The sequence below is a fragment of the Streptomyces sp. NRRL B-24085 genome (genome assembly GCF_001282115.1).
In the GTDB taxonomy this organism is placed as follows: domain Bacteria; phylum Actinomycetota; class Actinomycetes; order Streptomycetales; family Streptomycetaceae; genus Streptomyces.
Map to the genome: position 1 here is coordinate 1 of NZ_LJBR01000381.1, position 24,304 is coordinate 24,304.

19 protein-coding genes are annotated in these 24,304 nt (G+C 72.4%); 8 read left to right on the top strand and 11 right to left on the bottom strand.

All coding sequences use genetic code 11. The annotated features are described in order from the left end of the window. Both AOJ26_RS33625 and AOJ26_RS33630 read right to left on the bottom strand, forming a co-directional pair. Positions 1–649 (bottom strand): TerD family protein (locus tag AOJ26_RS33625; protein WP_143663557.1); only part of this gene is annotated, 649 nt, incomplete at its 3' end. A gap of 68 nt (positions 650–717) precedes the next feature. Beyond that, positions 718–1,929, bottom strand: coding sequence for a serine hydrolase domain-containing protein (locus AOJ26_RS33630; RefSeq protein WP_179200285.1), 1,212 nt, complete (start codon positions 1,927–1,929; stop codon positions 718–720). A 176-nt stretch (positions 1,930–2,105) separates the two neighbouring features. Here AOJ26_RS33630 and AOJ26_RS33635 point away from each other — a divergent pair, with 176 nt between their 5' ends. The 4 genes from AOJ26_RS33635 to AOJ26_RS33650 are packed head-to-tail and all read left to right on the top strand — an operon-like array spanning position 2,106 to position 8,666. After that, positions 2,106–3,284 carry an ROK family transcriptional regulator gene (locus AOJ26_RS33635; RefSeq protein ID WP_053852154.1) on the top strand — a complete coding sequence of 393 codons (1,179 nt, stop codon included), beginning with the start codon at positions 2,106–2,108 and terminating at the stop codon, positions 3,282–3,284. A 29-nt stretch (positions 3,285–3,313) separates the two neighbouring features. After that, a complete protein-coding gene (locus AOJ26_RS33640) occupies positions 3,314–5,101 on the top strand; it encodes an alpha-galactosidase D (protein WP_053852155.1) in 1,788 nt (595 codons plus the stop codon). A 20-nt stretch (positions 5,102–5,121) separates the two neighbouring features. Further along, positions 5,122–7,464 (top strand): glycosyl hydrolase family 95 catalytic domain-containing protein, encoded by a 2,343-nt coding sequence (locus AOJ26_RS33645; protein ID WP_053852156.1) that lies wholly within the window; start codon positions 5,122–5,124, stop codon positions 7,462–7,464. Then, the gene (locus tag AOJ26_RS33650; RefSeq protein ID WP_053852157.1) at positions 7,461–8,666 is read left to right on the top strand and encodes an SGNH/GDSL hydrolase family protein; all 1,206 of its coding nucleotides are present in this window, start codon (positions 7,461–7,463) and stop codon (positions 8,664–8,666) included. Before AOJ26_RS33645 ends, AOJ26_RS33650 begins: the two co-directional genes overlap by 4 nt. Before the next feature lie 7 nt (positions 8,667–8,673). Here the strand turns inward: AOJ26_RS33650 and AOJ26_RS33655 are convergent, their stop codons facing one another. The 5 genes from AOJ26_RS33655 to AOJ26_RS33675 form a co-directional block, all read right to left on the bottom strand. Then, entirely contained in the window at positions 8,674–11,619 is a 2,946-nt protein-coding gene (locus tag AOJ26_RS33655) for a helix-turn-helix transcriptional regulator (RefSeq protein WP_053852158.1), read from the bottom strand. 102 nt (positions 11,620–11,721) lie between these two features. Next, on the bottom strand, positions 11,722–12,075 hold the full coding sequence (locus AOJ26_RS33660; protein ID WP_053852159.1) for a UBP-type zinc finger domain-containing protein: 354 nt from the start codon (positions 12,073–12,075) through the stop codon (positions 11,722–11,724). Further along, on the bottom strand, positions 12,072–13,529 hold the full coding sequence (locus AOJ26_RS33665) for an ATP-binding protein (protein WP_053852160.1): 1,458 nt from the start codon (positions 13,527–13,529) through the stop codon (positions 12,072–12,074). Before AOJ26_RS33665 ends, AOJ26_RS33660 begins: the two co-directional genes overlap by 4 nt. Continuing rightward, positions 13,526–15,202 carry an FAD-dependent oxidoreductase gene (locus AOJ26_RS33670; RefSeq protein WP_053852161.1) on the bottom strand — a complete coding sequence of 559 codons (1,677 nt, stop codon included), beginning with the start codon at positions 15,200–15,202 and terminating at the stop codon, positions 13,526–13,528. The genes AOJ26_RS33665 and AOJ26_RS33670 overlap by 4 nt, the downstream gene beginning before the upstream one ends. Positions 15,203–15,322: 120 nt before the next feature. Beyond that, complete coding sequence (locus AOJ26_RS33675; RefSeq protein WP_053852162.1) at positions 15,323–15,676, bottom strand: VOC family protein; 354 nt, start codon at positions 15,674–15,676, stop codon at positions 15,323–15,325. Between the two features lie 61 nt (positions 15,677–15,737). On the opposite strand from AOJ26_RS33675, the gene AOJ26_RS33680 reads away from it, so the two are divergent. After that, positions 15,738–16,610 carry a universal stress protein gene (locus tag AOJ26_RS33680; RefSeq protein ID WP_053852163.1) on the top strand — a complete coding sequence of 291 codons (873 nt, stop codon included), beginning with the start codon at positions 15,738–15,740 and terminating at the stop codon, positions 16,608–16,610. 2 nt (positions 16,611–16,612) lie between these two features. On the opposite strand, the gene AOJ26_RS33685 is transcribed toward AOJ26_RS33680, so the two are convergent. The 3 genes from AOJ26_RS33685 to AOJ26_RS33695 form a co-directional block, all read right to left on the bottom strand. Then, positions 16,613–17,854 (bottom strand): DUF4032 domain-containing protein, encoded by a 1,242-nt coding sequence (locus AOJ26_RS33685; protein ID WP_053852164.1) that lies wholly within the window; start codon positions 17,852–17,854, stop codon positions 16,613–16,615. A 40-nt stretch (positions 17,855–17,894) separates the two neighbouring features. Beyond that, positions 17,895–18,641 carry an MBL fold metallo-hydrolase gene (locus AOJ26_RS33690; protein WP_053852178.1) on the bottom strand — a complete coding sequence of 249 codons (747 nt, stop codon included), beginning with the start codon at positions 18,639–18,641 and terminating at the stop codon, positions 17,895–17,897. A gap of 712 nt (positions 18,642–19,353) precedes the next feature. After that, on the bottom strand, positions 19,354–19,983 hold the full coding sequence (locus AOJ26_RS33695) for an alpha-ketoglutarate-dependent dioxygenase AlkB (protein ID WP_053852165.1): 630 nt from the start codon (positions 19,981–19,983) through the stop codon (positions 19,354–19,356). 114 nt (positions 19,984–20,097) lie between these two features. Between AOJ26_RS33695 and AOJ26_RS33700 the strand changes: the two genes are divergently transcribed. Next, the gene (locus AOJ26_RS33700; protein WP_053852166.1) at positions 20,098–20,724 is read left to right on the top strand and encodes a TetR/AcrR family transcriptional regulator; all 627 of its coding nucleotides are present in this window, start codon (positions 20,098–20,100) and stop codon (positions 20,722–20,724) included. 17 nt (positions 20,725–20,741) lie between these two features. Further along, positions 20,742–22,415: an FAD-binding dehydrogenase gene (locus AOJ26_RS33705; protein WP_053852167.1), complete on the top strand. Its 1,674-nt coding sequence runs from the start codon at positions 20,742–20,744 to the stop codon at positions 22,413–22,415. Here AOJ26_RS33705 and AOJ26_RS33710 read toward each other — a convergent pair. Then, positions 22,412–22,762, bottom strand: a complete 351-nt coding sequence (locus AOJ26_RS33710; RefSeq protein ID WP_053852168.1) for a DUF488 domain-containing protein — start codon at positions 22,760–22,762, stop codon at positions 22,412–22,414. The two genes, AOJ26_RS33705 and AOJ26_RS33710, sit on opposite strands and share 4 nt — an antisense overlap. Positions 22,763–22,902: 140 nt before the next feature. Between AOJ26_RS33710 and AOJ26_RS33715 the strand changes: the two genes are divergently transcribed. After that, a complete protein-coding gene (locus AOJ26_RS33715; protein WP_053852169.1) occupies positions 22,903–24,288 on the top strand; it encodes a M1 family metallopeptidase in 1,386 nt (461 codons plus the stop codon). Positions 24,289–24,304 lie beyond the last annotated feature (16 nt).

Here is a 24,304-nt window from a genome sequence, read left to right on the forward strand (position 1 = left end):
GGTGGAGCCCCGGTGCGGCCCGCAGGGCGGGAGCGGGGTGTGTCCCCGAGGCCGTCGCCGCCCCTGAAGGCGCGGCGGCCGTACGCCACGCGGCGGGCGCGGTGCCCGGGGGTGACGCGGACGGCACGGCGGCCCGCGCCGGCGCCGAAGGCACCGCCCCCGACGCCGGGTCGTCCACCACGTCCACCCCGAAGTCCCGCGCCAGCCCGGCCAGTCCGTCCGTGTACCCCTGTCCGAGCGCCCGCAGCTTCCAGCCGTCGCCCCGCCGGTAGATCTCCGCGAGCAGCAGCACGGTCTCCTGCCGTGGCCGCGGAGGCGTGAACCGGGCCAGCGGACGGCCGCCCGCACTCGTGACCTGGAGGACCGGGGCGGGCAGCCGGCCCAGGGGAGCGCCGGGGTCGGCCGGGCTGACGACGACCGTGACCCGGGCGGCACCCGCGCGCAGCCGCCGGGGATCGACGGTCAGCGTGTCACCCAGGAGCCGGGCGCCGGGAGCGGAGGGCTGGTTGTAGAACACGAAATCCGTGTCGCCCCGGACCTTGCCGCCCTCGTCCGTGACGAGCGCGGACACGTCGAAGGGGCCGGGCACCCGCACGGTGACGGTCCCCTCGGGGAGGGGCAGATTGCCCCCGGGCACCAACTCGCTCATCGTGCCGCCCTGATGTCGTCGCTCGCCGGGAGAACGGACACCGGGGCACAGGGGTTCCCGGGCCGGTCTCAGTCCCGGGTGAGCGCTGGCGCCACGTCCTCGTGCCGCTCCACCGGGGCCTTGCCGCGCGGGGGCTTGCCGGGCAGGGCCTTGACGGTCTTGCCGCAGAACGCGGAGTCCAGTGTGCGCAGCATGGTGTTGAGGACCGTGCCGTTGTTGGACGTGTTGGCGACCGCCGAGAGGGCGCGCCTGCCGTCCTTGGAGGCGAACGCGTACGTGTAGAAGCCCTGCACGGCACCGGTGTGGCCGTACACCGAGATCCCGCACGACAGATCGCGGCGGCGCAGCCCGAGACCGTACGCCTGGCCGGTTCCCGACGGCATCCACCGTTCCATCTGCGCCAGTTGCGCGGCCGAGGTCAGCCGGCCCCCGAGGAGGGCGGAGAGGAAGGTGTTCAGGTCCCGGGTGCTGGAGATGAGCGCGCCCGCGCTCTGCGCCCACGACACGGTCTGCTCGGTCGCGTCGACGAGTGGGGCGCCCGCCTGGTCCGGGGTGAGATAGCCGCGGGCGTGCCGGCCGGGGATCTTCGTGCCCGGGTGCACGTAGAGCGTGTCGCGCAGCCCCAGCGGAGCGATGATCCGGTGCTCGTACTCGGTGCGTACCGGGTTCCCGGTCAGCTTCTCGATGAGCATCCCGGCGACGACGAAGTTGGTGTTCGAGTACGAGTACGCGGCGCCCGGCGCGTTCGTGCGCGGCCGGCCGAGCGAGAGCCTGACCAGTTCCGCGGGGGTGAAGACCTTCTTGCGGACCGCCTCGAACCCCGGGACCGTCCGGGCGAACATGTCGTTCGTGTAGTCGTACAGGCCGCTGCGGTGGCCCAGGACGTGCCGGACCGTGATCCGGTCGTCCGGCAGGAGGCCGGGCAGATAGCGGTTGACCGGCGCGTCCAGGCGCAGCTTCTTCTCGTCGACCAGTTGGAGCAGTACGACGGCGGTGAAGATCTTGGTGACGCTGCCGATGCGGAACCGGTCGGCGTCGCCGATGGCCCGCCCGCTCCCGCGGTCCGCGACGCCGACCGCGGCCCGGAACACCCTGCCCCCGTCGTCGATCCGGGCCATGGACCCCGGCGCGCCCTGGGTCTGCGCGGAACGCAGCACGCCGCGCAGACCTGCGAGATCCACCTCCGGCGCGGGGGCCGGCCCGGCGTGGGCGGGGACCGTGAGAAGGGGCACCAGGACCGCTCCGGCCACCGCGCCGACCACCACTCGTGCTGTTGTCATCCGGCTGAACTCCTGTCGCTTCGTCAGTTCCGGTACGAATGCGGAGAGTATCGCCATGAAGAGCGCGAAAAGTGATGATTTGCCGCTCCGGTCGGCACAGGAGTCTCCTCAGGTGCGCACAGCCAATCCTGCTTCTTTTATTGACGACGGAAAAGAATCACCCTAGGTTTCCGGCCATGCGCTCCACCCCTCCGGCCGAGATGTTTCCCGTCAACACACCGGCCGCCTCCCAGGTGTTCACCACCGTGCTGTCCCAGGGGCCCCTGCCCCGACTGGAGGTGGCCCGGCGCGTGGGCCTGTCCCCGGCCGCGGTCACCAAGGCGGTCCGGCCGCTCATCGAGGCCGGCTACTTGGTGGAGGGCGTGGACGAGGAGGCCCGCCCGGCGCTCGGCCGGCCCGCGAACCTCGTACGGGTCGACGGGGGGCGGGCCCTGTTCATCGGCGTCAAGGTCACCGGCGGCGAGGTCATCGGGGTCCTCACCGACCTGTGCTGCCGTATCCGCGCGGCCCGGCACCTGCCGCTGACCGACCGCGACCCCAAGGCGGTGCTCGCGGGCATCGCGGAAGTCGTCCAGCAGCTCCTCGCCGAGGCGGACGAGGCCACGACCGCGGTCCTGGGCCTCGGCATCGCGGTCTCCGGGGACGTCGACCGCAGCGAGGGGACGGTCCGCTACTCGCCGTTCCTGGAGTGGCGTGACGTTCCGCTCGCCGAACTCGCCTCCATGACCACGGGGTTGCCGGTCACCGTCGACAACGACGTCCGCGCCCTGACGGTCGCCGAGCAGTGGTTCGGCGCCGGGGTCGGCCTGTCCGACTTCGCCGTGGTCACCGTGGGCGCCGGCATCGGCTGCGGTCTGGTGGTGCACGGCCGGGTGGTCGCCGGAGCGCACGGCGTGGCCGGGGAGATCGGCCATGTGACCGTCGATCCGTCCGGCCCGCTGTGCCACTGCGGCAACCGCGGCTGCGTGGAGGCGATCGCGGGCGAGGCCGCGATCCTCCGGCAGGTCCGCGAGGCCACCGGCGCCCGACTCCCCGACGCCGCGGCCGCTCTGGCCCTGGCCCGCAAAGGCGTCGCCGGGGCCCGGGACGTGTACGCGCGCGCGGGCGAGGCCATCGGCCGGGGCATCGCCACCGTCGCCAACCTCCTCGGCCCCGAACGCGTGATCATCTCCGGCGAGGGACTCGCCGCCTACGACCTGTTCGCCGAGCAGATCCGTGACGCCTTCGTCGCGGCCGCCTTCGGCTCCGCCGCCCAGTGCGACGTCCGCACCCACCCGCTGCCCTTCGACGAGTGGGCCCGCGGCGCCGCCGCCACCGCCATCCAGTCCTTCATCAGCCCGGACACGAGCCGATAAGTACCCGCACCCCATTGGAGGCACGACCCATGCGGTCATCCTCGTACTTCGCCATGCCCGCCAGAGCCCTGCTGGTGCTCGCCCTCACCGCGGTCGCCGTCCCCACCGCCCAGGCCGCCCACGCCGCCGACACTCCCGCCCCCGTGCTCGCCGCCAAGCCCTACATGGGCTGGTCCAGTTGGAGCATGCAGTCGTCCAAGTACCCCGGCCTCAACCCGGACGGCGACTACAGCTACCTCACCGAGGCCAACGTCCTCAAGCAGACCGACGCCCTGGCCGCCAAGCTGAAGAAGTACGGCTACGAGTACGTCAACATCGACGCCGGCTGGTGGATGGACAAGACCTGGAAGTCCGGCTTCGACCAGTACGGCCGCCAGAAGCCCGACCCGGGCCGCTTCCCGCACGGCATGAAGGCCGTCGCCGACCGCATCCACGCCAAGGGCCTCAAGGCCGGCATCTACCTCCCGGCCGGCCTGGAGAAGGGGGCCTACGGCGACGGGAGGACGCCGGTCTGGAACGCCGACGGCTGCACCACCGCCGACATCGTCTACGACGACCTGCGCACCACCAACGGCTGGGACAGCGCCTACAAGCTCGACTTCGCCAAGCCCTGCACCAGCAAGTACATCGACTCCCAGGCCCGGATGATCGCCGACTGGGGCTTCGACTTCCTCAAGCTCGACGGCGTCGGCCCCGGCTCCGGCAAGAGCGGCGACCAGTACGACAACGTTGCCGACGTGGCCGCCTGGCACCAGGCGATAGCCGACACCGGCCGCCCGATCCACCTCGAACTCTCCTGGTCCCTCGACATCGGACACGCCGCCGACTGGAAGAAGTACTCGCAGGGCTGGCGCATCGACACCGACGTCGAGTGCTACTGCAACACCCTCGTGAGCTGGGAGAACTCCGTCGACGACCGCTGGGACGACACCCCGGCCTGGACCCGGCACGCCGGACCCGGCGGCTGGAACGACCTCGACTCCCTCGACGTCGGCAACGGACAGATGGACGGCCTGACCAAGGCCGAACGGCAGAGCTACGCCACCCTGTGGGCCATCGCCAAGTCCCCCCTCTACACCGGCGACGACCTCACCCGCCTCGACTCCTACGGCCTCTCCCTGCTGACCAACCGCGAGGTCATCGCGATCGACCAGGGCCCCAACCCGCCCGCCCAGCCGGTCACCCCGTCCGACCCGCAGCAGGTCTGGGCCGCCAAGAACACCGACGGCACCTACACCGTGGCCCTGTTCAACCTCGCCGGCGCCCCCACCGCCGTCACCGCCGACTGGACCGCCCTCGGCTTCACCGGCAAGGCCTCCGTCCGCGACCTGTGGAACCACGAGAACCTCGGCACCTACAAGAACAGGATCACCCAGGCCCTGCCCGCCCACGGCTCCCGCCTGTTCACCGTCACCCCGCGCGGCACCGCGGTCGCCCTCACCGGCTACGAGGCCGAGTCGTCCGCCAACACCCTCGCCGGCAACGCCTCCGTCGCCGACTGCTCCGCCTGCTCCGACGGAAAGAAGGTGGGCAACTTGTACCTCGGCGGCAAGCTGACCTTCAACGACGTCATCGTCGCCAAGGCGGGCACCTACCAGATCAAGGTCTCCTACATCAGCGGTGACGCCCGCTCGGTGGACATCTCCGCGAACGGCGGCGGCGCCACCCGGCACAAGCTCCCCTCCACCGGCGACTGGGGAACCGTCGCCAGCGTCTACGTGCCCGTGACGCTCAAGGCCGGCGCCAACACGATCACCTTCGACAGCGGCACCGGCTACGCGCCGGACATCGACCGGATCGACGTCCCGAAGTCCTGACCGAGCCACCAGGAGCCGCCATGACCCCCGCCCCCTCCAGACGCGGTGTCCTCGCGCTGACCGCCGCGCTCGCCGCCCTGCCCGCCTTCAAGGCGACCGCCGCACCGCAGCGGCCCGCCCACTCCTCCGCCCCCGGCACCGACGCCCGCCACCGCCTGTGGTGGCAGGCCCCCGCCGACGAGCACTCGATGATCGAACAGGGCCTGCCCGTCGGCAACGGCCGTCTCGGCGCCCTCGTGAGCAACGACCCCGGCCGGGAACTCCTCCTCGTCACCGACGCCACGATGTGGACCGGCGGCCTCAACGACACCCTCGACGCCGACGGCCAGTTCCCCTACGGGCGAGGGGACTTCGGCTCCTTCACCCTGCTGGCCCGGCTCACCGTCGACATCCCCGACCACGACCTGTCCGCCGTCTCCGGCTACCGCCGCACCCTCGACCTCGACCGGGGCGTGAACACCGCGTCCTACGTCCGCTCCGGGGTCACCTACCGACGGGAGATCTTCGCCAGCCACCCCGACGACGTCATCGTCCTGCACTTCACCCAGAGCGGGGGAGGCCGCTACACCGGCACGATCACGCTGGAGGGCACGCACGGCGAGGAGGCCGCGGTCTCCTTCGGGGCCACCCTCCCCAACGGGCTGCGCTACGGCGCCGCGATCACGGCGTACGGCTCCGGCGGCAGCGTCAGCGTCGACGGCCCGCACATCGCCTTCCGCGGGTGCAGGGACCTCACCGTCGTCCTGAGCGGCGGCACCAACTACACCCCCGACGCCGCCGCCCACTACCGCGACCCCTCCCTCGACCCGCAGAAACTGGCCCGCGGCAAGGTCCGTGCGGCCGCCCGCCACTCGGCGGCCACCCTGCTGCGCACCCACACGGCCGACCACCACGCCCTGTACGGACAGTTGGACCTCTCGCTCGGCACCTCCTCCGCCGAGCAGCGCTCCCTCGACACCTGGGAGCGCCTGCGCGCACGCGCCACGGACGGGGCACCCGACCCCGAACTGGAGGCCCAGTACCTCCAGTTCGGCCGCTACCTGACGATCGCGGCCTCCCGCGGCAGCCTGCCGCTCGCCCTCCAGGGACTGTGGCTCGACGGCAACGACCCCGACTGGATGGGCGACTACCACACCGACATCAACATCCAGATGAACTACTGGGCGACCGACCGGGCCGGCCTGTCCCAGTGCTTCGACGCGTTCACGGACTACTGCGTGGCCCAGTTCCCGTCCTGGACCGACCTCACCCGCAGACTGTTCAACGACCCCCGCAACCGCTACCGCAACTCCACGGGCAAGAACGCCGGCTGGACGGTCGCCATCTCCACCAACCCCTTCGGCGGGGGCGGCTGGTGGTGGCATCCGGCGGGCAACGCCTGGCTGTGCAACTCGCTCTGGGAGCACTACGAGTTCACCGCCTCCCGCACCCACCTGGAGAAGATCTACCCGCTCCTGAAGGGCGCCTGCGAGTTCTGGGAGGCGCGGCTGCTCACCACGACCCTCCCGGGCACCTCGCGGGAGGTCCTGATCGTCGACAGCGACTGGTCGCCCGAGCACGGCCCCCTCGACGCCAAGGGCATCACCTACGCCCAGGAACTCGTGTGGGCCCTGTTCGGCAACTACTGCGCGGCCGCCGCCGAGCTGAAGAAGGACACCGCCTTCGCCGCCACGATCGCCGGCCTCCGCAAACGCCTCTACCTCCCGCAGGTCAGCCCCACCACCGGCTGGCTGGAGGAGTGGATGTCCCCCGACAACCTCGGCGAGACCACCCACCGCCACCTGTCCCCGCTAGTCGGGCTCTTCCCCGGCGACCGCATCCGCCCCGACGGCTCCACCCCGGCCGAGATCGTCGACGGCGCCACCGCCCTGCTCACCGCACGCGGCATGGAGAGCTTCGGCTGGGCCAACGCCTGGCGCGCCCTGTGCTGGGCCCGCCTCAAGAACGCCGACAACGCCTACCAGCTCGTGCTCAACAACCTGCGCCCCTCCAGCGGAGGCAGCAACGGCACCGCCTTCAACCTCTTCGACATCTACCAGGTGGAACAGGGGCGCGGGATCTTTCAGATCGACGCGAATTTGGGTACCCCTGCGGCGATGATCGAGATGCTGCTCTACTCACGCCCCGGCCACCTGGAACTCCTGCCGGCCCTGCCCGACGCCTGGGCCGCCTCCGGCTCCCTCAGCGGAGCGAACGCCCGCGGCGGCTTCGTCGTGGACCTACGCTGGCGGGATGGGAAACCGACCGAAGCACGGATCCGCAGTACCGGCGGCCGCACCACGACGGTCGCCCACGCGGGAAGCACGCGCACGGTGACGTTGAAGCCGGGGGAGACGGTCACCCTGAAGGGCTTCGGCCGATGAGCCGCCGAACGGCCCGCTGGGCCCGGCTCCTCGCGGTCACGGTCGCGGCCGCGGCCCTCCAGGCCACCCCCGCACAGGCCGCCGTCACCCCGCCGGACGGGGTGATCACCTGGGGCGCGAGCGCCTATGCCATCGGCGAATCGGCCGCCGACCGGGGCTACCGCATGGTCGTCCACACCAGCGTCGGCGGCCGCGACGCACGCATCCGGCTGTCCAACGCGTTCGGGCAGCAACCGGTGACCTTCGACAGCGTCTACGCCGGCCTGCAACTGAAGGACGCCGAGCTGGTGCGCGGCAGCAACCGGCGGCTCACCTTCGGCGGCTCGTCCTCCGTCACCGTGGAACCCGGCGACACGGTGTACAGCGACCCGCTGCCCGGCAGGCTGGCCGCCGGATCGAACCTGGTCGTCAGCGTCCACACCCCGGACGCCGCGGGTCCGGTCACCGGCCACTCGATGGCCTTGCAGACGTCGTACGCCACCCGGGGCGACCACACCGCCGAGGAGAGCGGCGCCCACTGGACCGAGAGCATCGGGTCGTGGTTCTACCTCGACGCGGTCTCGGTGCGGACGCCCGCGGCCACCGGAGCCGTCGTCACGCTCGGCGACTCCATCACCGACGGCTGGCAGTCCACCACCGACCGGAACCGCCGCTGGCCCGACTACCTCGCCCGCCGCCTCCAGAAGGCGCACACCACGGTCAAGGGGGTGGCCAACGAGGGGATCTCCGGCAACAAGGTGCTGGCCGACGGCGCCGGGCCGAGCGCCCTGAACCGGCTGGAGCGGGACGTGCTCTCGCAGCCGGGCGTGCGCACCGTGTTCCTCTTCGAAGGCGTCAACGACCTGAAGGCCCACAGCGGTGTCACCGCCGCGGACCTGATCTCCGGCTACCGCGAGATCGTCGACCGGGCCCACGACGCCGGCAAGTGCGTGGTCGTCTCCACCATCGCCCCCTTCAAGGGCTGGCCCGAATGGGACACCGCCGCCGAGGCCGTACGACAGGAGGTCAACGACTTCGTCAGGAGCCACGGCGACGAGTTCGACGCGGTCAGCGACTTCGACCGCGTCCTGCGCAGCCCCTACGACCACGAGCGGATGCTGCCCGTGTTCGACGGCGGGGACCACATCCACCCCAACGACAAGGGCATGCAGGCCATGGCGGACTCCGTCGATCTCAACAGCCTGGACTGCGCACGCCGCTGAGGCACCGTCAGCCGCGGGCCGTCGTCTCCGGGGTGATCAGCCCCTCGCGGTAGGCGACGGCCACGGCCTCGGTGCGGCTCGCCGCGCCCAGCTTGGCGAGGATGTTGGAGACGTGCACGCTGGCCGTCTTCCCGGTGATGAACAGCTCCTCACCGATCTGGCGGTTGCTGCGGCCCCGGGCCAGCAGCCGCAGCACGTCCTGCTCACGGGCGGTGAGCGGCGACGCGGCCGGCGGGGCCTCGCTCAGCCTGCCGCGCCGGATCAGCTCGTCCACCCGCTGCAGCAACGGCGTGGCGCCGAGCCGGGCGAACACCTCACGGGCCGCACGCGCCTCGGCCGCGGCCTCCTCCCGCCGGTCGGCCGCGAGCAGCGCCTCGGCGTACCGCAGCCGGCAGCGCGCCGGTTCGTACACGTCACCGAAGTCGAACGCGGCGACCGCCTTCGCCCAGGCCCCGGCATCCGGCCCCGACACGGCCCAGGTCCACTCCGCCTCGGCCCGGGCCAGCCACGCCTGGCCCTCGGGACCCTGCGGTATGCCGCCCTCCCCGTGCACGGCCGCGGTCCTGGCCAGCTCCACCAGCTCGGTCGCGGTCCCCGCCCAGCCGTGAGCCCCGGCCTGGTCACCCTTGAGACGCAGATCGGCGGCCCGGTCGGCGACCGCGGACAGGGCGAGGGCGGCCAGCCGGACGGTGACGTGGGGAGCCGTGCCCATGTCGTCGGTCAGCGCCGTGACGGTGGCCCGCGCCCGCCCCACGGCCTCCTCCGGATCACCCCGCAGCGCCGCCGCGTCGGTCAGCACGATGCCCGCGACCAGCGTCGCCATCCAGTCGAACGGCCCCTCCAGCAGCGCCCGGGCCCGGTCGGTGGCCCGGAAGTCGCCGCGCGCGAGCGCCACGTACAGCGCGGGCGCCATCGTGTACCCGCCGGTCGCGGGCAGCACCTCCGCGTCGGCGTGCGCCGCGCGCACGCACTCGTCCCAGCGGCCCAACGTGTACAGGACCAGGAGTTGCAGATAGCGCATCTCCATCGGGTACGGCGACGACAGCAGCCCGGCGCGACGGGCCCGGTCCAGGCCCTCGGTGAGCCAGGGCAGGCACTCGTCGAGGTGCCCGGACTCGAAGCAGCCGACGGCGAGGTTGAACAGGGCGCGCATCTCCACCGGCGTGTTGCACGCCTCGCGGGCCAGCTCCCGGGCCTGCCGCAACCGCTCCCGCCCGGCCGGCGTACGGCGGCCGCCGCCCTCCAGGACGGCCAGGGAGATCAGCAGATCCGCCTGGGCGTCCGGCACGCCCAACTGCTCGGCGACGCCGAGGGCCTGCCGGGCGACCCGCAGCGCGACCTCGTTCTCCCCGACCTGACGGGCCGCCACCACGTGGGTGGCCGCGGCCCACACCCAGGTACGGGACGGGGGATCGGCGGGGATCATGGCGAGCGCCTCGCTGCTGTAGGCGAAGGCCGCGCTCAGGTTGTCGACGCTCATCAGGTTCCCGGCGAGCGTGTAGCGCACCCGGGCGGCGAGTTCGGAGTCCGCCTCCTGGCCGACACCGGCGAGCGCGGCCCGCGTGAGCGAGACCGCCCGGTGCAGTTCGCCGGCGTGCGCGGCCGCCGACGAGGCCCGCAGCATCAGCCGGACCCGGTCGACTCCCTCGCCCGAGGGCCGCGCGGACGGCTCCACCGCCGACCACAGGTCGAGGGCCGCTTCCAGATGCCGTAGCTCCTCGGCGGGCGCCCCGACCCGCTCGGCGTGGTCCGCGGCCTCCAGGGAGGCGGCGAGCGCGGGGGCGGGGTCGTGGCTCTCGCGGTAGTGGTGGGCCCGCTCCGCGGCGCTCTCGGCCCGCGGTCCCCGCCCGTCGAGCAGCCGGGCGAACGCCCCGTGCAGCCGCGCCCGCTCACCGGGGAGCAGATCGGCGTACACCGCCTCACGGGCGAGGGCGTGCCGGAACGCGTACGTGTCCCCCTCGCCGGGCACCAGCAGCTGCCGCCCGACGGCCTCCCGCAGGGCCGCCTCAAGCTCCTCGTCGGGCAGGCGTACGGCGTCCCGCAGCAGATCGTGCTCGACGCGCCGCCCGGCCACGGCGGCGGTGCGCAGCACCTGCTGAGCGGTGCCGGAGAGCTGCTCGAACCGGATCAGCAGGACGTCGGCGAGCCCACTGGGCACCCCGCCCTGTCCGCTGCCGGTGGCGGCGAGCAACTCCTCGGCGTAGAAGGCGTTGCCCTCGGCCCGCTCGACGATCCGCCGCACGGTGGTGTCCGGCATCGGCTCCTCGCGCAGGGCCCGCACCAGTCGGGCCACCTCGCCGTCGGCCATCGGCCGCAACTCCAGCCGCTCGACGGCGGGCAGCCGCACGAGCTCGGCGAGCAGCGGCCGCAGCGGATGTCGCCGGTGCAGGTCGTCGGCCCGGTACGAGGCGAGCACGGCCAGCCGGTGCGTGGGGGCCCCGCCCGCGGAGCGCTGGAGGATCCCCCGGCTGAGCAGGAACCGCAGCAGGTCCCGGGAGGACTGATCGGCCCAGTGCAGGTCCTCCAGGACGAGCAGCAGGGGAGCGATGTCCGAGAGGTCGGCGAGCAGCCCGGCGATCGACTCGAACAGCCGCAGCCGCCCACCGGAGTCCCCGGCGGAGCCGCCGCCCAGCAGCCGCTCCACCACCGGGTACGCGGCGAGAGCACCGGCGAACCGCTCGTCCTGCGCGATCGCCCCGAGCACCTCCGTGAAGGGAAGGTACGGCAGCCCCACATCACCGAGGTCGACGCAGTGTCCGACGAGCACGGTCATCCCGGCCGCCGCGGCCCGCCCCCGGACCTCGTCCAGCAACCGCGTCTTGCCGACCCCGGCGTCCCCGGCGACGAGCACGGCCCGGGCCTCCCCGGCCCGGGCCCGCCCCAGCACCCCGGAGAGCCGGGCGAGCTCGTCGTCCCGCCCGATGATCGGCGTACTGATGGAGATCTGCGACACGCATACATCCTGGCACGCCACCCAGGGGCGCGGGGAACCGCGCGATCAACCACAGGCGACCCGCACCCGCCGTCGGACGGACCGCACCGGGTCCCTAGGCGCTCACCGCCGCAACACCCGTGCCCAGTCCGCCGGCACCCGTCCCTCAGGACCCGGCGCGGGCTGGCCCTCGGGATGACTTCCCGGCCCCGCCAACTCCGGCCCCGCCTCGAACATCTCGTTCGTCTCGAAGTCCCAGAACCACTCCTCACCGGGCTCGAAGCTCTGCACCAGAGGATGCCCCGAGTCCCGGAAGTGCCCGGTCGCGTGCTGACCGGGGGAGGAGTCGCAGCACCCCACGTGCCCGCACTGCGCGCACCGCCGCAGGTGGAACCACCATCCGCCCGCCGCGTCGCACTCCACGCATCCGTCCCCGCTGGGCGGCACGGTCGGGTCGATCCCCTTGACGTCGGTCATTCCGGCTCCTCGGTCGAGTCGTTGTCCACGGCGGTCAGCGGAAGCAGCACCTGGAAGCGGGTGTCGCCGGGCGACGACTCCACCTGGAGCGTCCCGTGGTGCTTGTTGACCACGATCCGCCAGGAGATGTCGAGCCCGAGTCCCGTCCCCTCGCCCACCGGCTTGGTGGTGAAGAAGGGGTCGAAGATGCGCCCGCGGATGTCCGGCGGCACCCCGGGCCCGGTGTCCCGGAACTCCACCAGCAGCCGGTCGTGCTCGAGGGCGGTCCGGACGGTCAACGTCCCTTCCCCGCCCACGCTGTTCATGGCCTGCACCGCGTTGTCGATCAGGTTCGTCCACACCTGGTTGAGCTCGGCGGGGTAGGCCGGGATCCTCGGCAGGGTCCGGTCGTACTCCTTGACGACCTTGATCTGCTGCCCGATCTTCCCCGACAGCATCAGCAGGGTGCTGTCGAGGAGTTCGTGCACGTCGGCCACCTGGTAGGGCGCCCGGTCCAGCTGGGAGTACTGCTTGGCCGCGTCGACCAGATGCGAGATGCGGGCCGTGGAGTCGTTGATCTCGTCCATCAACAGCTCGGTCTCGACGGTGTAGTTGAGCCAGCCGATCGCGTTCGGCAGGATCTCCTCGCCCACGGTCGCCGCGACCTGGTCGAGCCAGTCCACGTCGAGCCCGCCCTGCACGAAGGTGGGCGCGATCCGCCAGCCCTCCTGGATGCCGTGGTCGTCGAGCCAGTCGGCGAGGGCGTCCTCCCGGTCGGAGGCCTCCAGGGGGCTCAACGTCGGCGCCTTGGCGACCCGTTCGGCGGTGCGCTCCTGCATGTCGATGAGGTTCGCCATCACCTCGGGGCTGTAGGAGCCCTGGGCGATGACGGCCAGCTTGTGCCGCATTTTGCCGACCCGCTCGCGCAGGGTCGCGGTCGCCCGTACGGCCGCCGCCGCGGGGTTGTTGAGCTCGTGGGTGAGACCGGCCGACAACGAGCCGAGCGCCAGCAGCCGTTCCCGCTGTCCGATGGCCCGCTGGGTGTTCTTGGAACCGAAGAAGAGCCCCTCCAGCAGATGGACGGCCATCGGGAACCATTCCTGCATGAACGCCGAGAACGTCTCCGCGGGCAGCACGAAGAACCGCGAGGGCTCGGTGACCCGCATGGAGCCGTTGTACGTCTGCTGCACCCGGTCACCCAGGTAGGCCTGCATGGAGCCCGCGTACACCCCGCGCTGCGAGGTGCGGTTGATCTCGATGTCGTCGCCGCCGACCCGCCGGGAGAGGACGACCGTGCCCTCGATCATCACGTAGAAGCAGGTGGCGGGCTCGCCCTCGTTGTACACCGGGCCGGGTTCGAACTTCTCGACCCGTCCCGCGGCGCACAACTGCCCCAGCTGTTCCGGGGTCAGCTTCTCGAACAGGAACAGCGACCCTATCTCCGTGGGACTGCACGGCATCAGCTGCCCGCTCACGACTGCTCCAGGTACCGGTGGACGAGCATCACGGCCATGGCTCCCTCTCCGACGGCGGACGCGACCCGCTTCGCGGACTCGGCGCGCGCGTCGCCCGCGACGAACACGCCCGGAATGTTGGTCTCCAGGTGGTACGGCGGCCGGTCCAGCTCCCAGTCCGCCGGCGGTCGCCCGTCGGGGGTGAGGTCCGGTCCGGCCAGGATGAACCCGTGCTCGTCCCGCAGCACCGTGCCGTCCAGCCAGCCGGTGAGCGGGGCCGCGCCGATGAACACGAACATCCACTGCGCGTCGACGAGTTCGGTCTCCCCGGTGTCCACGTCGCGCAGGGTGAGCTGCTCCAGGTGGTCGGAACCGTGCGCGGCCTCGACGACGGTACGCGCGCGGACCGAGATGTTGGGCGCCTCCTCGATCTGCTGGATCAGGTAGTGCGACATCGACGCCGCGAGATCGGGTCCGCGCACCAGCAGGGTCACCGACTTGGCGCCCCGCGACAGGTACATGGCGGCCTGGCCCGCCGAGTTGGCGCCGCCGACGATGTAGATGTCCTGACCCTGGCAGGAGGCCGCCTCGGTCAGCGCCGAGCCGTAGTACACCCCGCACCCGGTCAGGTCCGTGCAGCCGGGCGCCTCCAGCTGCCGGTACGACACACCGGTCGCCAGGATCACGCTGTGCGCGGCCACCGCCGACCCGTCCGAGAACCGCACGGTGCGGGCCGCGCCGTTGACCTCCAGACCGGCCACCTCACGGGCGGTGAGGATCTCGGCCCCGAACTTCGTCGCCTGCCGGCGGGCCCGGTCGGTGAGCTGGGCGCCCGACACACCGTCCGGGAAGCCCAGGTAGTTCTCGATCCGCGAACTCTGACCGGCCTGTCCGCCGGTCGCCGACCGCTCCACCAGCACGGTCCGCAGCCCCTCCGAGGCGCCGTACACCGCCGCGCCCAGGCCGGCCGGACCGCCGCCGATGACGACGAGGTCGTAGAAGTCGGCCGTCGGGGTCGTGGCGAGACCGACGTGGGCGGCCAGGTCGGGTGCCTCCGGCTCGACCAGGGGAGTCCCGTCCGGGGTGATCACCACCGGCAGCCGCTGCCCGTCCTGGCCGGCGGCCGCCAGCAGCCGCTGCCCCTCGGGCTCGTCCGTGGAGTACCAGCGGTACGGCACCTGGTTGCGGGCCAGGAACTCCCGCACGTCCGAGGAGCGCGCCGACCAGCGGTGCCCGATCACCTTGGTGGCGGGCACCGGCCGGTAGTCGCTGCACCGCCACGCCTCCAGGAGGTCGTCCAGGACCGGGTAGAGCTTCTCCTCGGGCGGGTCCCAGGGCTTGAGCAGGTAGTGGTCGAGGTCGACGACGTTGATCGCGTCGATCGCCGCGTTGGTGTCCGCGTACGCGGTGAGCAGCACGCGGCGGGCGCCCGGGTACACGTCCAGGGCCTGTTCGAGGAACTCGATGCCGTTCATCTGCGGCATGCGGTAGTCGGCCAGGATCACCGCCACGAGGTCACCGCGCAGCTTCAGCTCCCGCAGCGCCTCCAGCGCGGACTCACCGGACTCCGCGCGCACGATCCGGTACGACTCGCCGTAGCGCCGCCGCAGATCGCGGGCGACGGCACGGGAGACCCCCGGGTCGTCGTCCACGGTCAGGATGACGGTCCGCGCCGATTCGGCGGCCTGTGCCATGCGTCTCCCCACGCCGGGCGGTCGGTCGGGGCCCGGCGCCCCCCGTGGTCACCGGCCCGGTTCCGCCCATCGTATGTTCGATCGCCCTGCTGTGCGCAGGTATGGCTGACCCTGCCGTTGTCAGGCTCGGCGCTCGCCCAGCACGCAGAACTCGTTGCCCTCGGGGTCCACGAGCACCACCCAGGGCTGCTCGCCCTGTCCGACGTCCGTGTGCCGGGCGCCCAGGGCGAGGAGGCGGGCGACCTCGGCGTCCCGGTCGTCCGGCCGGAAGTCGAGGTGGAGCCGGTTCTTGACGCTCTTCGGCTCCGGCACCGGCACGAAGAGCAGCCCCGGCGTCCGGTCCTTCTCGGGGCGGATCTCGAACTCGTCCGGGGCGTCCGCGACCACGACCCAGCCCAGCGCCTCGGCCCACCAGCGCCCGAGGGCGGCGGGATCGGCCGAGTCCACGATGACTTGCTCCCATTCCAAGGCCATGGGGAAAGCGTAGTGAAGACTGGACCTGACGCACGTGACCGCGAACCAGGGAGGCCCCCGCATGACCCGCCCGATCACCGCAGGGATCGACGGAACCGAGGAGAGCCTCGCCGCGCTCGGCTGGGCCGCACGGGAGGCGGTCCGGCGGGGCGTGTCGCTACGGGTGGTGCACGCCTGGCGGTTCCAGCCGTACGAGGGGATCGACGCCGGGGACCGGGACACCCAGGCGGGCTGGGCGCGGGACGCCCTCGCCGAGGCCGTGCGGGCCGTCACCGGACGGCACACCGGGCTCGACGTGGACACCGACCTGGTGGAGGGCGGCAGCGTCGACGTCCTGGTGGCCGCGGCGGCCGACTCCGAGCTGCTGGTCCTGGGCTCGCGCGGGCACGGCCCGGTGGTGGGCTTCCTGCTGGGCTCGGTGGGCCAGCAGGTGATCGCCGAGGCGACCCGGCCCGTGGTCCTGGTGCGTGCCGGGGACCAGGCCACCGCGGAGGTCGCGGGGCGCGAGATCGTCGTGGGCCAGGAGGGCGACCCGGAGGACAGCGCCAAGGTCCTGCGGTTCGCGTTCGAGACGGCGGCGGCCCGGGGAGCGACCGTGCGTGCCGTACGGGCCTGGACGCTGCCGCCGGTGTTCGCCTACAGCCCCGGCTCGCTGAAGCTCCTCGACGAGGCCGGCGGCCTGGAGCCGTACGAGAAGAAGGCCCTGGCCTCGGCGCTCCAGCCGTGGCGGGAGCGCTTCCCCGACGTGCCGGTCGTCGAGCACGTGGAGATGGGCAGCGCGGGCCAGGTGCTGCTCTCGGTGACCGCGCGGGCCCAGTTGATGGTCGTCGGACGCCGGGCCCGCCGTACCGCCGTGGGTGCCCGGATCGGCTCGGTCGCGCACGGGGTGCTGCACCACGCCGACTGCCCGGTGGCCGTGGTGCCGCACGTCTGAGGTCAGTCCGCGGTGGCGGGGGTGGGCTGGAGCGTCTCCCGGGCCTTGGGGAGGATGTTCTTGATGTAGTCGTCCACCGCCGTGTCCAGCCCGATGTCGTGCTGGGCCCGCTCGGACAGGTACCAGCGGTGCTCCAGGAGCTCGTGGTAGATCTCGGCCGGGTCCATCGAACCGCGCATCTCCAGCGGTACGGCCCGCACCGTGGGCCGGAAGACGTCCCGTACCCAGCGGTGCGCGAGCACCTCCGGGCGGGCGCCGAGGGGGTCGCCCGGGGCGTAGTCGTCCTGGGTGGCCATCCAGCTCTCCAGGTCGTTGAGCAGCCGCCGGGCCTGGTTCTCCTCGGTGTCCAGGCCTGTCAGGCGCAGGAGCTGGCGCTGGTGGTGGCCCGCGTCCACGACCTTCGGCACGAACGTGACCGAGTCGCCGTTGGGCGCGTGCTCGATCTGCATCTCGGCCACGTCGAAGCCGAGGTCGTTGAGCCGCCTGATCCGGCGCTCTATGTAGTGGTACTTGCCCGCCGGGTAGACGGACCGGCGGGTCAGCTCCTCCCACAGGCTGCCGTAGCGCGCGCAGATCTCCATGCCGAACTCGATGGCGTCCACGGAGGGGTGCAGGGCCCCGGAGGCCTCCAGGTCGAGCAGCTCGCCACTGATGTTGACGCGGGCGAGGTCGAGGTCGTAGTCCCGCTGCCCGGGGCTGAGCTGCGGATGCAGGTCGCCGGTCTCGGCGTCCACCAGGTAGGCGGCGTAGGCGCCCGCGTCGCGCCGGAAGAGGGTGTTGGACAGCGAGCAGTCACCCCACGCGAAGCCGGCCAGGTGCAGACGGACCAGGAGGACGGCGAGGGCGTCCATCAGGCGGTGCATGGTGGCGGGCCGCATGGTCGTCTCGAACATCGAGCGGTACGGCATCGAGCCGCCCAGGTGCCGGGTGACCAGCACCGGCTCCAGCGGGGCCTCCCCGGTGTCGGTGCGCCCGGTGACGACGGCGAGCGGGTCGACGGCGGGTATGCCGAGCCGGTCCAGGTCGCGCAGCAGCTCGTACTCGCGCAGCGCGGGGCGCTCGGCGAGCTCCTTCACGGCGATGACCTCGTCGCCGGCCCGGGCGTAGCGCACCACGTGCCGGGATATGCCGCGCGGCAGCGGGACCAGGACCTCCTCCGGCCACTCCTCCAGCGGCAGGTGCCACGGCAGTTCGAGCAGGAGCGCGGGGTGCTCCGGGTTAGTCGCGCTGATCTGCAGTGCCATGGTGCGGTGTCCTTGTCCGGCCGGTGATCGTCACCTCACCTTAGAGCGCGCGCTCCTTGGCCTGAAGTGCCGATTCACGGACTGGACCGCGGTGGGCCGGGCCGTGTCCGGGCACCAGGACGTCGCCCTCCAGCTCCGCGAACACGTCCAGCGAGGCCACCGCGCGGGCGCGCTCGTGGTGGAACATGTCGGGCAGCAGTTGGGGGCCCTTGACCCGTGAGGTGGGGTGGCCGCTCACCAGACCGTCGCCGGAGATCACCACACCGCGTTCGGGGAGGTGGAAGGCGCAGTGCCCGTCGGTGTGGCCCGGGGTGTGCACGGGCACCGGACGGCCCGGCAGGTCGAGGGCGCCCTGCGCGGGGAAGGGCTGCGGGGAGGCGACCGGTACGTGGGCCGTGCCGCCCACGCGGATCGCGTGCACCGCCCACGGCAGCACCCCGGGGCGCCAGCCGTTCTTCAGCACTGTCCCGACGGAGACCTGGTGCAGGAACTCCCGCCGCGCGTGGGGCACTTCGGCCTGGTGCAGGTAGACCGGCGTGCCGTAGGTGGCGCGCAGGTACTCGGCGGACCCGAGGTGGTCGTTGTGGGCGTGCGTGACGAGCACGGCGGTGAGCGCCTCCGGTGAACTCCCCACCTCGGCGAGGGAGGCGAGCACCTGCTCCCGGTCGCCCGGGTAGCCGGTGTCGACGAGCGTGGCGGAGCTGCCCTCGGTCAGGATGACCCAGTTGGTGTTGCTGCCGTGCACCAGATAGGTGCCGTCCGCCACTTGCTGCACGCCTGCGCTCATGATCGCCCCGCCCGGTGAGTTGCTGCCGACGGCAGACAGCAAAGCAGACGCTCAGGCGATGCGGAGCGGCGGGTACCGGTTCTCCAGCGCTCAACTTCCTTGCCCCCGGGGCGGCCTCGGGCACCGTCCACGCGGCTGCGGCGCGCGGGGGGTGGTCGGCGTCTTCGGCCAGCCGCAGGGGGGTGCACCGGGCCCGGCGCGCCTGTCGGGCCGGGCGTCCTCGTGGAGACCCGCACCCAGGGGCTCCCGTCCCGCTGCGGCGAGGCTGCCTCCGGCGCCGTCCGGCGGGGTCGACTTCGTCCACCGGCCGTAGGAACACCACGGGACCGGCGCCTTCGTGGAGACCTGGGCCTCGGGCTCCCTGCCCGCCGCAGCGGCTGCTCGCCGGTCCTCCCCGTCCGGCCCCCCGGTCGGGCGAGGCTGCCCCCAGCGCGTCCGAGGGGCTATCGCGCGCCGCGCCGGGCGGCGGGGGCCGACGTCTTCCGTCATCTGCACGGACACCACGGGTCCGGCGCGCACGTCGGGTCAGGTGGGCCCGTAGAGACCTGCCCCCCGGGCTCCCGGCCCACCCGCGCCTCGGTTCCCGTGCTCGCGGCCCGCCGCCGCAGCCGGATCCGTCCTGTCCGTCCGACCCCCGGAGGGACGGGGCTGCCTCCGGCACCGTCCGCCGGAGGCAGCCCCCGCGTGCGTCCGAAGCAGCCGCCTCTCTGCCTCAGTGCACGCCGTGCGGGCGGAACTGGATGCTGATGCGCGGTCCCGTGGCGCGGGTGGACTTCGGTACGGCGTGCTCCCAGGTGCGCTGGCAGGAGCCGCCCATCACGATCAGGTCGCCGTGTCCCAGGGGCCGCCGCAGCGTCTCGCCGCCACCGCGGGCCGGCCGCAGCAGGAGGTCGCGCGGGGCGCCCACGGAGACGATCGCGACCATGGTGTCCTGGCTCGCGCCCCGCCCGCCCCGGTCGCCGTGCCAGGCGACGCTGTCCCGGCCGTCGCGGTAGTAGCAGAGCCCGGCCGTGGTGAACGGCTCGCCGAGCTCGCCCGCGTAGTGGGCGGTCAGCGCGTCCCGGGCCTCGGTGAGCACGGGATGCGGCAGCTCGTCGTGCACGCCGTAGTGGGCGAGCAGACGGGGGACGTCGACGACGTGGTCGTACATCTTGCGGCGCTCGGCACGCCAGGGCACCTCAAGGGCGAGCTGTTCGAACAGGGCGTCCGAGCCGCCGAGCCATCCGGGCAGCACGTCGATCCAGGCGCCGTGGGCGAGCACGGTACGGCGGATCCCGTCGAGCGGGCCGAGCCGGAGCTGGTCGGTCTGGTCGAACAGGGAGCCCTGGAGGTGCGCGGTCATGGATCCAGCGTACTCCTGAATCGAAAGTCTGTTCCCATGGGATTCCGTCGAGGGGCAAGGCTCTTTTGATACATCGGTGTATCGGATACATTGCCGTATCGAACGGAGGGTCACATGGCGGTGGAGAACCCGACCAGGCGTGTGACCAGGCGCCGGGTCCGCACGCGTGCCAACCTCCTGGACGCGGCCTTCGCGGTGTTCGCCGCCAAGGGCTTCGGACGGGTCTCGATCGAGGAGGTCTGCGAGGCCGCCGGGTACAGCCGCGGCGCCTTCTACTCGAACTTCGACAGCCTCGACGAGCTGTTCTTCGCGCTCTACCGGCAGCGCGCCGACCTCATCGCGGACCAGGTCTCCGGCGCCCTCGCCCTCGACGGACCGGGATTCGACGTGCCGGCCGCCGTCGACCGGGTCACCGAGGTGCTGCTCCTGGACCGGGACTGGCTCCTGGTGAAGACCGACTTCCTGGTGTACGCCGCCCGCGTGCCCGAGGTCGCCCGGACCCTGCTCGAACACCGGGCCAGGCTCAGGCGCGCCATCGCCGACCGGCTGGCACGCGCGCGTGGGCACACCGGGCTGCCCGCCGTCCTGGTCGACGTCGAGGGCGCCGCCCAGGCCGTGGTCGCGGCCTACGACGGGGTCACCGTGCAACTGCTGCTGGACGGCGACGTCGAGCGCGCCCGCGCCTGGCTCAAGCAACTGCTCACCGCGCTGCTCACGGACGGCAGCGACACCACCGTATGAGGGAAGGGACGGTCGCCATGGATGCCGACGTCATCGTCGTCGGAGCGGGGCTCGCGGGCCTGGTTGCCGCGCACGAACTCACCAGCCGCGGCAGGAGGGTCGCGCTGGTCGACCAGGAGAACGCCGCCAACCTCGGCGGCCAGGCCTTCTGGTCCTTCGGCGGGCTCTTCCTCGTCGACACCCCCGAGCAGCGGAGGCTCGGCGTCAAGGACTCCTTCGACCTCGCCTGGAGCGACTGGCAGGGCAGTGCCGGGTTCGACCGTGTCGACGACGAGGACTCCTGGGCGGTGCGCTGGGCCCGCGCCTACGTCGAGTTCGCGGCGGGGGAGAAGCGGTCCTGGCTGGAGGGGCACGGCATCAGGTTCCTGCCCACCGTCGGCTGGGCCGAGCGCGGCGATCTGACCGCCCACGGCCACGGCAACTCCGTGCCCCGCTTCCACATCGCGTGGGGCACCGGCACCGGAGTCGTCGAGCCGTTCGTCGGGTACGCCAAGCAGGCCGCGCGGGACGGACTGCTGACCTTCTACCACCGCCACCAGGTCGACGAGCTCGTCGTCGAGGACGGCACCGCGCGGGGCGTGCGCGGGACCGTCCTCGCCGCGGACGACTCCGCGCGCGGGGTGGCCTCCAACCGCGACCGGATCGGCGACTTCGAACTCACCGCCCAGGCCGTCGTCGTCACCACCGGAGGCATCGGCGCCAACCACGACATCGTCCGCCGCCACTGGCCCGAGCGGCTCGGCACCCCGCCCGCCGAAATGGTCACCGGCGTCCCCGCCCACGTCGACGGCCGGATGCTCGACATCAGCGCGAGCGCGGGCGTCCGGCTGGTCAACCGCGACCGGATGTGGCACTACACCGAGGGCATCCAGAACTGGGACCCCATCTGGCCCGGCCACGGCATCCGCATCCTGCCCGGCCCGTCCTCCATGTGGTTCGACGCCCTCGGCCGCCGGCTGCCCGACCCGTGCCTGCCCGGCTACGACACCCTCGGCACCCTCAGGCACCTGCGCACCACCGAGGACATCGCCGAGCACGACCACTCCTGGTTCATCCTCACCCAGAAGATCATCGAGAAGGAGTTCGCGCTCTCGGGCTCCGAGCAGAACCCCGACATCACCGCCAAGGACCGGACGGGCTTCCTCAAGGAGCGCATCCTCGGCAAGGGCGCGCCGGGGCCCGTCGACGCGTTCCTGCGCAAGGGCGCGGACTTCGTCACCGCGCCGAACCTGGAGCAGCTCGTGGAGAAGATGAACGGCCTGACGGACAAGGCCCTCCTCGACGCCGCCTCGATCCGCCGCCAGATCGAGGCCCGCGACCTCCAGATCGCCCACTCCTACAGCAAGGACGCCCAGGTGCAGGGCATCCGCAACGCCCGCCGCTACATCGGCGACCGGCTCGGCCGGGTCGCCACCCCGCACCGCATCCTCGACCCGGCCGCCGGACCCCTGATCGGCGTCAAGCTGCACATCCTGACCCGCAAGACCCTCGGCGGCATCCAGACCGACCTCGACTCCCGCGCCCTCGGCATGGACGGCAAGCCCCTCGAAGGGCTGTACGCGGCGGGCGAGGTCGCCGGCTTCGGCGGTGGCGGCGTCCACGGCTACAACGCGCTCGAGGGCACCTTCCTCGGCGGCTGCCTCTTCTCCGGGCGCGCGGCGGGGCGGGCGGCGGCCAAGCAGGTCGGCTAGGACTCCAGCAGGCGCACCAGCACGGTGGCGTGGCTCTGCTCCGGCGTCTTCGACGCGGTCAGCAGGGTCACGTCGCCGTTCTGTGCCACCTCCCGGATCCCGTCCAGGAGTTCGGCGGCCTCGGGATCGGCCAGCTCCGCCTCGTACCGTTCGGCGAACTCCTCGTACGAGCCCTCGCCCGCGTGGTACCAGCGGCGCAGTTCGGTCGACGGGGTGAGCGCCTTCGGCCACTCGTCGATCCGGGCCGCGTCCTTCGACAGGCCGCGCGGCCACAGCCGGTCGACCAGGACGCGGACGCCGTCCGCGGGCTCGGGCGGTTCGTAGACACGGCGGACGCGCACGCTCACGGGAGGCCTCTCGACGCAGGGGCGGGTGGGTCGGAGCGTACTGCGGAGCCCGGCGCGACTTGACCTGATCAAGGGAGAGTTGCGAGGGAGGGGGCCTTTAGTGTGAAGCAGTCGTCCGCCCCCCGACCGTAGGAGAGCACGTGCCGAAGGCCGTCAGACGCACCTTCGTCCTCGTCACCACCCCCCTCGCCCTCACCGCCCTGCTCGGGGCCGCCGCGCCCGCGCCGACGGGCTCGTCCGGAGCCGGGGACCCCTACTTCCCGCTCGCCGGAAACGGCGGATACCACGTCGGCCACTACGACCTGACACTCCGTTACGACCCCGGCAGCCGGCATCTCGACGGCCGGGCCGTCCTCACCGCCCGCGCCACCCAGCGTCTGACCCGCTTCGACCTCGACTTCAAGGGGCTCACCGTCACCGGCCTGACGGTCGGGCACGCCAAGGCGGCGTTCCGCCGTGCCGGACAGGAACTCGTCGTCACCCCGCAGCGCGCCCTGCGCAAGGGGGAACGATTCACCATCACCGTGACCTACCAGGGGAAGCCCGCCCCCGTCACCGACCCGGACGGCTCGCTCGACGGCTGGATCCCCACCGACGACGGGGCCTTCGTCGCCGGGGAGCCGCAGGGTGCGATGACCTGGTTCCCGGCGAACAACCACCCCACGGACAAGTCGTCGTACGACTTCACCATCACCGTCCCCCGGACACGCACCGCCGTCGCCAACGGCGTCCTCCTCTCCCGGCACACCACGCACGGGAAGACGACGTTCCACTGGCGCCAGAGCGAACCCATGGCCGCCTACCTGGCCACCGCGACCGTCGGGAAGTTCGAGGTGGAGCAGTTCACCACCAGGAACGGCATCCGCGTCTACAACGCCGTCGACCCGCGCGAGGCCGCCGCCGCGGCGCCCGTGCTCAAGAAGCTGCCGTCCGTCCTGGAGTGGGAGAGCAAGCTGTTCGGGCCCTACCCGTTCCGCGCCGCCGGATCGATCGTCGACCGCGCCCCGAACGTGGGCTACGCGCTGGAGACCCAGTCCCGTCCGGTCTACGACCGCGCCCCCGACCTGAGCACCCTCGTCCACGAGAACGCCCACCAGTGGTTCGGCGACTCCGTCTCGCTGACCTCCTGGAAGGACATCTGGCTCAACGAGGGCTTCGCGACCTACGCGGAGTGGCTCTACGCCGAGCAGCACGGCGGGGACAGCGCGCAGAAGACCTTCGACGAGCTGTACGCGAAACCCGCGGGCGACGAGCTGTGGGAGTTCCCGCCCGGCGACCCGGGCAGCGGCGCCAACATCTTCGGCACCCCCGTCTACGCCCGGGGTGCCATGACCCTGCACGTCCTGCGCAAGGCCGTCGGCGACCGGGCGTTCTTCCTGATCCTGCGCGCCTGGGCGACCGGGCACCGCTACGGCAACGGCACCACCGCGCAGTTCGAACGTCTCGCGGAGCGGGTGTCGGGCAGGAACCTGGACGGGCTGTTCCGGACCTGGCTGGAGACGTCCGGCAAGCCGAACCGGCCCTGAGAGCTGACGAGTTCCT

Bases quoted from the DNA above. Each gene is read 5' to 3' on its own strand.
- AOJ26_RS33630 (WP_179200285.1), bottom strand. From the start codon at position 1,929: ATGACAACAGCACGAGTGGTGGTCGGCGCGGTGGCCGGAGCGGTCCTG.
- AOJ26_RS33635 (WP_053852154.1), top strand. From the start codon at position 2,106: ATGCGCTCCACCCCTCCGGCCGAGATGTTTCCCGTCAACACACCGGCC.
- AOJ26_RS33640 (WP_053852155.1), top strand. From the start codon at position 3,314: ATGCGGTCATCCTCGTACTTCGCCATGCCCGCCAGAGCCCTGCTGGTG.
- AOJ26_RS33645 (WP_053852156.1), top strand. From the start codon at position 5,122: ATGACCCCCGCCCCCTCCAGACGCGGTGTCCTCGCGCTGACCGCCGCG.
- AOJ26_RS33650 (WP_053852157.1), top strand. From the start codon at position 7,461: ATGAGCCGCCGAACGGCCCGCTGGGCCCGGCTCCTCGCGGTCACGGTC.
- AOJ26_RS33660 (WP_053852159.1), bottom strand. From the start codon at position 12,075: ATGACCGACGTCAAGGGGATCGACCCGACCGTGCCGCCCAGCGGGGAC.
- AOJ26_RS33670 (WP_053852161.1), bottom strand. From the start codon at position 15,202: ATGGCACAGGCCGCCGAATCGGCGCGGACCGTCATCCTGACCGTGGAC.
- AOJ26_RS33675 (WP_053852162.1), bottom strand. From the start codon at position 15,676: ATGGCCTTGGAATGGGAGCAAGTCATCGTGGACTCGGCCGATCCCGCC.
- AOJ26_RS33680 (WP_053852163.1), top strand. From the start codon at position 15,738: ATGACCCGCCCGATCACCGCAGGGATCGACGGAACCGAGGAGAGCCTC.
- AOJ26_RS33685 (WP_053852164.1), bottom strand. From the start codon at position 17,854: ATGGCACTGCAGATCAGCGCGACTAACCCGGAGCACCCCGCGCTCCTG.
- AOJ26_RS33690 (WP_053852178.1), bottom strand. From the start codon at position 18,641: ATGAGCGCAGGCGTGCAGCAAGTGGCGGACGGCACCTATCTGGTGCAC.
- AOJ26_RS33695 (WP_053852165.1), bottom strand. From the start codon at position 19,983: ATGACCGCGCACCTCCAGGGCTCCCTGTTCGACCAGACCGACCAGCTC.
- AOJ26_RS33700 (WP_053852166.1), top strand. From the start codon at position 20,098: ATGGCGGTGGAGAACCCGACCAGGCGTGTGACCAGGCGCCGGGTCCGC.
- AOJ26_RS33705 (WP_053852167.1), top strand. From the start codon at position 20,742: ATGGATGCCGACGTCATCGTCGTCGGAGCGGGGCTCGCGGGCCTGGTT.